At 46.3% G+C, this 9,731-nt stretch carries 9 protein-coding genes; 6 read left to right on the forward strand and 3 right to left on the reverse strand.

Annotated features, from left to right (window positions below; translation table 11 throughout):
- Positions 1 to 213: 213 nt before the first annotated feature.
- Positions 214 to 1,851 (reverse strand): chaperonin GroEL, encoded by a 1,638-nt coding sequence (gene groL, locus ACE1CM_RS05560; protein WP_374876409.1) that lies wholly within the window; start codon positions 1,849 to 1,851, stop codon positions 214 to 216.
- Between the two features lie 713 nt (positions 1,852 to 2,564).
- Between groL and ACE1CM_RS05565 the strand changes: the two genes are divergently transcribed.
- Positions 2,565 to 2,894: a hypothetical protein gene (locus tag ACE1CM_RS05565; protein WP_374876410.1), complete on the forward strand. Its 330-nt coding sequence runs from the start codon at positions 2,565 to 2,567 to the stop codon at positions 2,892 to 2,894.
- 56 nt (positions 2,895 to 2,950) lie between these two features.
- Here ACE1CM_RS05565 and fabG read toward each other — a convergent pair whose 3' ends face one another.
- The gene (gene fabG / locus ACE1CM_RS05570; protein WP_374876411.1) at positions 2,951 to 3,715 is read right to left on the reverse strand and encodes a 3-oxoacyl-[acyl-carrier-protein] reductase; all 765 of its coding nucleotides are present in this window, start codon (positions 3,713 to 3,715) and stop codon (positions 2,951 to 2,953) included.
- A 144-nt stretch (positions 3,716 to 3,859) separates the two neighbouring features.
- Here fabG and trxA point away from each other — a divergent pair, with 144 nt between their 5' ends.
- Positions 3,860 to 4,177: a thioredoxin gene (gene trxA, locus ACE1CM_RS05575; RefSeq protein WP_374876412.1), complete on the forward strand. Its 318-nt coding sequence runs from the start codon at positions 3,860 to 3,862 to the stop codon at positions 4,175 to 4,177.
- A 404-nt stretch (positions 4,178 to 4,581) separates the two neighbouring features.
- Here the strand turns inward: trxA and ACE1CM_RS05580 are convergent, their stop codons facing one another.
- Positions 4,582 to 6,702, reverse strand: coding sequence for a PAS domain S-box protein (locus ACE1CM_RS05580; protein WP_374876413.1), 2,121 nt, complete (start codon positions 6,700 to 6,702; stop codon positions 4,582 to 4,584).
- 91 nt (positions 6,703 to 6,793) lie between these two features.
- On the opposite strand from ACE1CM_RS05580, the gene ACE1CM_RS05585 reads away from it, so the two are divergent.
- The 4 genes from ACE1CM_RS05585 to ACE1CM_RS05600 all read left to right on the forward strand — a co-directional run bounded on the left by ACE1CM_RS05585 (position 6,794) and on the right by ACE1CM_RS05600 (position 9,513).
- A complete protein-coding gene (locus tag ACE1CM_RS05585; RefSeq protein ID WP_374876414.1) occupies positions 6,794 to 7,471 on the forward strand; it encodes a response regulator transcription factor in 678 nt (225 codons plus the stop codon).
- 648 nt (positions 7,472 to 8,119) lie between these two features.
- Positions 8,120 to 8,530 (forward strand): PleD family two-component system response regulator, encoded by a 411-nt coding sequence (locus ACE1CM_RS05590; RefSeq protein ID WP_374876415.1) that lies wholly within the window; start codon positions 8,120 to 8,122, stop codon positions 8,528 to 8,530.
- Between the two features lie 61 nt (positions 8,531 to 8,591).
- A complete protein-coding gene (locus ACE1CM_RS05595; RefSeq protein ID WP_374876416.1) occupies positions 8,592 to 9,290 on the forward strand; it encodes a pentapeptide repeat-containing protein in 699 nt (232 codons plus the stop codon).
- Between the two features lie 46 nt (positions 9,291 to 9,336).
- On the forward strand, positions 9,337 to 9,513 hold the full coding sequence (locus ACE1CM_RS05600; RefSeq protein ID WP_374876417.1) for a helix-turn-helix domain-containing protein: 177 nt from the start codon (positions 9,337 to 9,339) through the stop codon (positions 9,511 to 9,513).
- Positions 9,514 to 9,731 lie beyond the last annotated feature (218 nt).

The following is a 9,731-nucleotide window of genomic DNA, read 5'->3' on the forward strand; positions in this document are numbered from 1 at the left end:
TAGACAAGCTACTTTCATTATTATTCCCAAAAATGTCTCGATTAAACTATTTCGTCCAGGGGGAGGCGGGAGCTTCTTTTTAGGGGGAGGCGGGAACCTCCCAGACTGCATTCCCAGGTAGAACCTGGGAACGAGAGCGAGCAACTCACCGCGTCGCCGCGTCGCCGCGTCCCCGCGTCAGTCCTAACTCTGGGTACTCAAACGGACATGATATTACATCATGCCGCCCATGCCGCCCATGCCGCCCATGTCGGGGGCACCGCCTGCGGGTTTCTTCTGGGGTTTTTCCACGACTAGCGCTTCGGTGGTTAATACCATCGAGGCGATGGATGCAGCGTTCTGCAATGCGAATCGCACGACTTTGGCGGGATCGATAATACCGGCGACAATCATGTCTTCAAATGTGCCTGTGATGGCGTTGTAACCGACGTTGAACTCGGTTTCCCGTACTCGTTCGACGATGACGGAACCTTCGGCACCGGCGTTGTCGGCAATTTGGCGCAGGGGTGCGTCGAGACTGCGCGCGACGATATCGGCACCGAGTTTTTCTTCGTCGTCCAGGGTATTCTTAATCTCGTCGATTTTCTTGGTCAGGTGAATCAAGGTGACGCCGCCGCCAGGAACAATGCCTTCATCTACCGCTGCTTTGGTAGCGTTGAGGGCGTCTTCAATTCGCAATTTGCGGTCTTTGAGTTCGGTTTCCGTCGCCGCACCGACTTTAATTACGGCAACGCCACCGGCGAGTTTGGCGATTCGTTCGGCGAGCTTTTCTTTATCGTATTCCGAGTCGGTTTCTGCTAGTTGCTTGCGAATTTGAGCGATCCGCTTTTGCACGTCTTCTTTGGAACCCGCATCGGCGACGATGATGGTGCTTTCTTTATCTATCGTGACTTTGCGGGCAACTCCCAGCATTTCCAGGGTAGCGGTATCCAAGCTTAACCCGACTTCTTCAGAAATTAGCTGTCCGCCTGTGAGGACGGCGATATCTTGCAACATCGCTTTGCGGCGATCGCCAAAACTCGGTGCTTTAATTGCCGCGACGCTTAAAACGCCCCTGGCTTTATTTACTACCAGCGTCGCTAGGGCTTCCCCATCGATATCTTCGGCAATAATGAACAAAGGTTTGCCTAAGCGGGCGACTTTTTCCAAGACGGGGATTAAATCCTGGATGGCGCTAATTTTTTTATCTGTAATTAGCAGGCGGACATCTTCATATTCCACCGTCATCCGATCGTTGTTGGTGACGAAGTAGGGGGAAAGATAGCCGCGATCGATTTGCATCCCCTCGACGACTTCGAGTTCGGTGGTGAGGGACTTGGACTCTTCAACGGTAATCACGCCGTCTTTGGTAACTTTGTCCATTGCTTCGGCAATCATCGCACCGACTTCTTCGTCGTTACCAGAAGAAACCGTGGCGACTTGCGCGATTGCACCCCCTTCCACAGGTTTCGCTACCGCCTCAATTTCTTTGATCAACGCCGCAACGGTTTTATCAATCCCGTGGCGCAGCGCCACCGGGTTCGCACCCGCCGCTACGTTCTTCAATCCTTCGCGAATCATCGCTTGCGCCAGGATCGTCGCCGTCGTCGTGCCATCCCCAGCATTGTCTTTCGTCTTGGATGCCACTTCCCGCACTAACTGCGCGCCGGTATTTTCTAAAGGATCTTCTAATTCAATTTGTCTGGCAATGGTGATACCATCGTTGACGATTTGGGGGGCGCCATATTTCATTTCCAGCACCACATTCCGACCTTTTGGCCCCAAAGTAATGCGGACGGCGTCTGCCAGGGCGTTGATGCCCCTCTCTAATGCCCGCCGCGATTCTTCATCAAACGCAACAATTTTTGCCATACGTGACTTCTAAATTGCTTCCATTAGTTAATTTAGCACTCTCGACGCTTGAGTGCTAATCTCTGGCGAAAGGGGGAAGAGGACAAGGGGATGGGGGGACGCTAAGGACGGGGGGAGGAGGAGATTTGCCGCAGGAGAAGGAAAACGGGATGATTAACAGGACTTACGCCAGGGCGTTGCCAGAAACCCGGTTTCGACCGTCGATCTCTGGTTGCCAAACCAACGATTTTTCGTAGAAACCGGGAATATGCGCGTAAGTCCTGATTAAGCCAGCGAGAACCAGGGCAGGGTGCTGCCTTTTGCAACTGGCTAGCAGTTTTAAATTTGATTTAGCCAGGACTTACGCAAACAAACCGGGTTTCTCTGAAAAATCGTCGGTTTGGAAACTCAATATCCCAGCAAGAAACCCGGTTTCTAAGAGCGTCGCGCGTAAGTCCTGTTTTTAATCCAATTACCAATTACCAATTACCTATTACCTATTACATATGTAATAGGTAGCTCAAATAAGCTACCCCATTTAAGTGTCACTCTAATAAGCGACTGTACGTAATTGTAATTTTTAGTTATAACTAAATTACCAATAAATTTAGCTATTGTTTGAGCGATGAGTCGAACCATAAAATATTTCGACAGCTCCAGCCTTAAAAACCAAGTAATTCGCCTCCAATTAGCTAAATTTTTACTAACTCGCTCCTCAAAGGAAGAGGTATATTATGCAAACTAAAGAAACAGCTCCCGAATTAACAACTATCACCGTACCGGAAACAGCAGGAGCCGCGCCGAAGTACGTCAACCCCAATAACATCTATACCTACCGCGCTTACTTTGGTAAGTTTAAAGGTACGCGGGTTTATCGGTTGAATTGGGGCATCATCACAAAGACTTCCCATGTCTTTGTAGAAGCAACCGAAGGCCATATGGGCGCTGCACCGTACACCGTCCACAATGTAGATCCGCAAAATGGCTTTGTAGAGGTTCGGTTGACGGTAGATTGGGGTTCTCCGATTGATGTCTACATCGATTACTTGGTAATTAATGGGTAATGGGTAATAGGTAATTGGTAATTGGTTTTGGTTTCCATTACCTATTACCGATTACCTCAAGCCATTACCATGCCGCCATCGACGTTAAATACTTGTCCGGTAATATAAGCAGCAGCTGCATCAGCGGCGAGAAAGCGCACCATCCCGGCAATTTCCTCTGGTTGACCGAAGCGTCCCAGGGGAATAAATTTTAGGATTTCTTCGGCTTTGACCCCGCTGGTCATGTCGGTGACGATAAAACCTGGGGCGACAGCATTGGCGGTGATACCCCTGGTGGCGAGTTCTTTGGCGACGCTTTTGGTAAATCCGATTACGCCTGCTTTGGCGGCGCTGTAGTTGGCTTGACCGGGGTTACCCATCAATCCGGAAACCGAAGTAATGTTGATTATGCGCCCGGATTTTTGCTTGAGCATGATCTTGCTGGCGGCGCGAGTGCATAAAAAGACACCCGTGAGGTTGAGGTCAATCACGGCTTGCCAATCTTCTGGCTTCATACGCAGCAATAGGTTGTCGCGGGTGATACCTGCGTTGTTGACCAGGATGTCAAGGCGGTTGAATTTTGCCATTGTGGCGTTGACGAGGGCGTCTACCTGGTCGGCTTTGGAGACATCGGCTTGCAGAGCGATTGCATTCCCTCCCACCTCTGTAATTTCCGCTACTACAGCATCAGCGGCGGTACTGGAACTGGCGTAGTTGACGACGACGGTTGCGCCTTCGGAAGCGAGGGAGAAGGCGATCGCGCGACCAATTCCCCGCGAAGCGCCTGTAACCAAAGCTACCTGTCCCCGCAACCGCTGTTGACTTTCTGGCAATAATTCCATGCAAAAATCCTCTGGAAAAGTCTGGGAGAAAAAGCGAGTAGAATAACCGCGCTAAATATCTTAGTGCGATCCGTACCCAGAGGAACAGAAATAAATTTTTCCAACAATTAGAATCGAGCTATAGTCGAGAATCAATTTTGTGTTATGGCGACTAAACAAGAGTTCAACAGCTTTGAAGACATGCTCACTAGCTCTGACTTGCCTGTCTTGGTAGACTTTTATGCAACCTGGTGCGGCCCTTGTCAGATGATGGCTAAGATTCTAGAACAAGTCAGCGCCCAAATGTCAGGAAAGTTAAAAATTGTGAAAATAGATACCGATAAATACGAACAGCTAGCAGTCGATCATCGCATCTATGCTTTGCCAACGCTGGTACTGTTTAAAAACGGTGAAGCTGTGGATAGGATTGAAGGTGTGATGCAAACAGCAGATCTAATTCAGCGCTTACAATCTTTCCTTTAAAAGCGCAAGTTGCTATTGATAAAACCGATCCCCCCAAACCCCCCTTCACAAGGGGGGCTTTTCATGTTTTTACACGTTGCTTGTTAGAAAACCGATCCCCCCACACCCCCCTTCACAAGGGGGGCTTTTTCTGTTTTTACAAGTTGCTTGTTAGAAAACCGATCCCCCCACACCCCCCTTCACAAGGGGGGCTTTTTCTGTTTTTACAAGTTGCTATTGATAAAACCGATCCCCCCACACCCCCCTTCACAAGGGGGGCTTTTTCTGTTTTTACAAGTTGCTTGTTAGAAAACCGATCCCCCCACACCCCCCTTGATAAGGGGGGCTTTTGATGTTTTTACAAGTTGCTTGTTAGAAAACCGATCCCCCCACACCCCCCTTGATAAGGGGGGCTTTTGATGTTTTTAAATGACGCCAGTTAACACGGGACAATTTTTAAACGGCAAGGTAACTGTAAATGTAGTGCCAACCCCAACTTTACTTTGTACTGTAATGCTACCTCCGTGTAAATCTACGCACTTTTTGACAACTGCTAAACCCAACCCCGTCCCCGGAACATCACCGACATTTTGACCCCGGTGGAATGATTCAAATAAGTTTTCTTGGTCTTCGCTTGGAATTCCGATTCCTTGGTCTTGGAACTCAAAAATTACCTTGTCCGATTCGCAATCGAGGGTAAAATAAATATGGCTATCCTCGCGGGAGTATTTAACGGCATTTGAAAGCAAGTTGCTGAGAATTGACCGCAGTAGTTTTTCATCCAGGTAACCATTTTTACCGGGACAGTGACTGATAAAAAAGATGTTTTGTTGCGCGCGAGAACTCAACTCAACTTCTTCGACTAAATCCCTACAGAATTTATCCAAATCCAGACGCTCTGGTTTAAACTCTAATTTTCCAGATTCGGCTCTCGTTAGGGTGAGAATATCGGTTAACAACTGCGTCATTGTTTTAGCAGCGGATTGAATCCGGTGGAGGTTTTTAAGCTTTTTCTCTGGCGTCCAATTTGGACTGCTATTTTCCAGTAATTGCGCGGATATTAAAATCGTGCTTAGAGGCGTGCGAAATTCGTGGGAAGCCATTGAGAAAAAGCGGAGTTTGAGTTCGCCGAGTTCTCTTTCTTTTTCCAAGTTGCGGCGAATTTCTTCTGCACGCTTGCGTTCTGTGATGTCCCTTACTACGCCGATTCGTCGATAAACTTCTCCCGCTGAATTTTGGATGGGGAAGCAGCGATCGCTTATCCAACGAATCGCTCCATCTGGTCGCACAATTCGGTATTCTATTTCATATTCTTTGGTAAGATTCTCAGCAATATTTTCCATAACCCGCGCTTTGTCTTCCAAATGAACGCCATCTAGAAAAGACTTCGGATTTGCGTACAAACTCTCGCAGTCACGACCCCAAATTTTTTCATAAGCAGGATTCACATATAATAAATGGTTAAGATTAGTATCCATCATCCAAAAAACTTCGTGGATATTTTCTGCGATTTGGCGAAACTTTTCTTCGCTGACTTTTATCGCCTCCTGTGCTTGTTTTTCTTCAGTAATATTAAGGGCTAACATCAGCCTGGCTTGTCTTCCCGCGAAGGCTAATTCATGGGAGGATATTTCTACATCAATAACGGTTCCATCTCGCTTCTGATGTTGCCAAACTCCGGCTAGCTTAGCTGACCAAGTCAATTTTTGCACATCAGAGTCAAGATAAATATCCTTAATGGTCATTGCTAAAAATTCAGCCTGGGAATAACCGTAATGTTTAATAGCGGCTTCATTCACCGCTAAACAAGCTAAAGTTTCTTGGTCGTAAACCCATAAAGGATGTGGATGAAACTCGAATAGATTTCGATAGCGTTGTTCGCTTTCGCGCCAAATTTCTTCTGCTTGCTGGCGTTTCCTAATTTGTCGGTGCAGAAGCAAGTATACTGCCAAAAGCAAGCCAAAGCTAATACCGAAACCAACGATCTTCATCAGCACTGTATTTCGGAAACTCGCTTCTGAATCAGCGGTGCGACGCTGCAATAATAATTTTTCCTCGGCTTCCATTTCGGAAAAAACTTGCGAGATTCTATCGTGGAGGGCGATACCTTCATCTGTCAGTTCGATTTGAGTTTCCCTGTCCGAGGGATTTTGCTTGTATAATTCAACAGATTTTTGAATCAAAGCGACTCTTTCGTCAATTAAAGGTTTGATCAGGTCGAGTTTATACTGGTGATTGGGATTATCGGCGGTGGAGTGTCGCACCAAGTCGAATTTAGTGTTAATTTCTTGAATAGCCTTGTTGTAAGTTCCCAAATAAAACTCTTTCCCGGTTATAATATAGCCACGTCGCGCTCTTTCGGCATCCCGCAGCGTCGTCAGCACATCTTTAATTTCTTGGAGAACTTCGTAGGTTTGCTCTACTCGTTTTTGTCTTTCAAAAAGTTGGGTGGTATTTTGATAAGAATTTATATTCACTGCACCGAAAATAAGGATAGCCAAGCCAAACCCGCCAGCAATAATTCTTTTCTCGACCAGCCATTTCATATACAGACCTCGTTAAGGGCGATAAAATTTAATCATAAATCAGTAGTTCATCCCTAAGAGGGATGACAAGTTTAAAATTAGCCTGTTAAATATGCGGATTTTGCTAGTTGAGGATGATATACGTTTGGCGGAGGCGCTAGCTGAAGCTTTGAGTGACCAGCTATATGTGGTAGATCTGGTCAAGGATGGGGAAGCCGCATGGGGACAAGTACAGGCGATCGCATACGACGCGATTTTGCTCGATGTCTCCCTACCCAAACTCGACGGGGTTAGTCTTTGCAGGCGACTGCGCGATCGCGGCTATCATTTACCGATTATGATGCTAACGGCTCGCGACACCAGCGCGGATAAAGTCAATGGGTTAGACGCCGGAGCAGATGATTATGTAGTTAAGCCGTTTAATCTACCAGAATTATTCGCTCGCATCCGCGCCTTGCTGCGCCGGGGAACTACCCTATCAACGCCTACTCTATCGTGGGGACACTTGCGCTGCGATCCGATTACCTACGAAGTTACATATAACGGTCAACCCCTGCACTTAACCCCCAAAGAATACAGCGTGCTAGAACTTCTACTCCGCAATGGTCGCCGGGTATTAAGCCGTTCGGTTATTATTGATAGCCTCTGGTCTAGTGAAAATCCGCCGGAAGAGGAAACCGTCAAGGCGCATATTAAAAGCCTACGCCAAAAACTTAGATCCGTAGCCGCCCCCGATGATTTTATCGAAACCGTTCACGGCTTGGGATACCGCTTGAAACAATTATCTTAGGGTAGTAACGCTAGTTGGTAGTTATAAACTTGGGCATTGCTAATTGCTAATTGCTAATTGCTAGAGAGAAGCTCAGTAATATCCTGACCATTAGCCATTAGCCATTAGCCATTAGCATAACTAGCAAATTGCTAATTGCTAATTGCTAATTGCTAGAGAGAAGCTCAGTAATATCCTGACATTAGCCATTAGCCATTAGCCATTAGCATAACTAGCAAATTGCTAATTGCTAATTGCTAATTGCTAGAGAGAAGCTCAGTAATATCCTGACCATTAGCGATTAGCATAACTAGCAACTTGAGTTAGTAAGTATCTCTACCCAAAGATAGATGCTAAACTTGACGCAGAAGTTTTATTTTTTTCTTAAGGCTTGCTTTAGCCATTGTCTGCGATCGCTTTATAGTCTGGCAGAAAGCCAAAAATATACCCCCTCTGCTCATCTGCTCCTGGAGCTCACCTGCTCCTGAAGCTCCACCAAGCCTTTTACTCTGCATAAATTCCCAGGCTTGGGAGCATCTTCCCGAATTCTTCCCGATTTTTTCTCAAAACCTTCCCGATTCCTTCCCCAATTTCTATCCGGTTTGGGGTGTACTCTCAAAAGGTACGCAATTTTGACCGGCTTGTTAATGCTACTTAGGAGAGAAATGAGTGATAGGGACAGGTCAAGTTACTTGTAGGAACGAAAAAGTTTTGGTTATTGAAGATGATTCAGAGACTTTAACATGCCTGCTTGAACTGCTTGAATCCTATGGTTTTAAAGGCATTGGGGCTAAAAATGGCTTAATGGGTTTGCTGCTAGCCAAGCAACAGGTTCCAGATGCGATCGTTTCCGACATCAACATGCCTGAAATGAACGGTTATGACCTGTTAAATGCCTTGCGCCAAGACCCAAAAACAGCGATGATTCCTTTCATCTTTTTGACCGGCGAACCGGTTAATTTTGACCTGCTAAAAGAGCTAGAATTAGTCGCAGATGGTTACTTAACTAAGCCCATCATCCCAGAAAAATTAATCAGAGCGATTGCGATCCAAGTGCGGAAAAATTGTGCTTCCTGCTAAGTAATTAGACTCGGAATAATTCTGATGCTATCTGAGTGAGTGTGACGAGCAAAAATATATCGTGAGTTCAGTTGAAATGTTGCAGCAAAATTTGATTTTAGAAACCAGCCCATTCGAGCAAAAAATTACCGAAAAGCTGCTGAAGTGGAGCGATTTCAGCGGCACAGACTTGAGTGGAATGGATTTGCGATCGCTATATTTAAAAGGGATTAATTTAATCGGCACTAATCTCAGCAATTCAAATCTTAGCGGCCTGCTCCTAAACGAGTCAAACTTCAGTGGATCCAACCTAGTCGCCGCCAATTTGCGCGAAGCAGACTGTCGCGAAGCCAACTTTTTTGAAGCGAACCTAGTTGACGCAGATTTAATAAAAATAAACCTGTGCGGCGCTTTCATGTGGAAAGTCAAATTAGGTCGAGCAAACTTATTTGCAGCTTCCCTATGCGAAGCAGATTTGAGCGAAGCAGACTTGAGTCAAAGTAACTTGGCTGAAGCATCGCTGATTGGTGCTAATTTGGTTAGAGCTAATTTAATGAGAGCTAATCTAGGTGGAGCAAGATTAGTAGAAGCTAACCTAACTCAAGCCAACCTTTCGGGTACCGATCTTAGGGGTGCTTCTTTGTGCGGTGCAAACTTATCGGAAGCAAATCTGTTCGGCGCGAATCTCTGGGGAGCAAACTTGACCGATGTCAAGCTTCATAACACTATTATGCCTGACGGAACATTACAGGAAGGCAAATTATTATTTGGCTTGCTGTAAATAGTTCCGAAAACTGAACCGATTCGCGCGAGCCCTCACTTTAATTATGCTACTCGCATACGTTTACAAGCTGAAGCCAACTGATAAAATGGAGCGCTGGCTTCATTTACTTCGCTTGCAGTACAACTTTAGAGTCAGGGAACGAACAGAAGCTTACAATCAAGCAAGAGCGCCTGTATTGGGAAACTGTGGGGAAGCCGTCAAGTCAATAACCCAGCGCTAACCAACGGTCAAGCGTGGGCTTGTATCTAAGCTCCACCTCAACTCGGAATACCTAGAAAGGCGTTCCGATGAGAGCTTCAACGCTCGACACATCAGGGCGCACTGACAAAGCACCCGTTCTTTCCCAGTCTTGCCGAGAAAGAATCGTTCTTAATGTTATGTTTCTAGCACCTATCAAATCAGCATGAACTTCAAAATGACAACATTCACAATCAAAGA

It is taken from the genome of Microseira sp. BLCC-F43 (genome assembly GCF_041929235.1).
Lineage (GTDB): Bacteria > Cyanobacteriota > Cyanobacteriia > Cyanobacteriales > Aerosakkonemataceae > Microseira.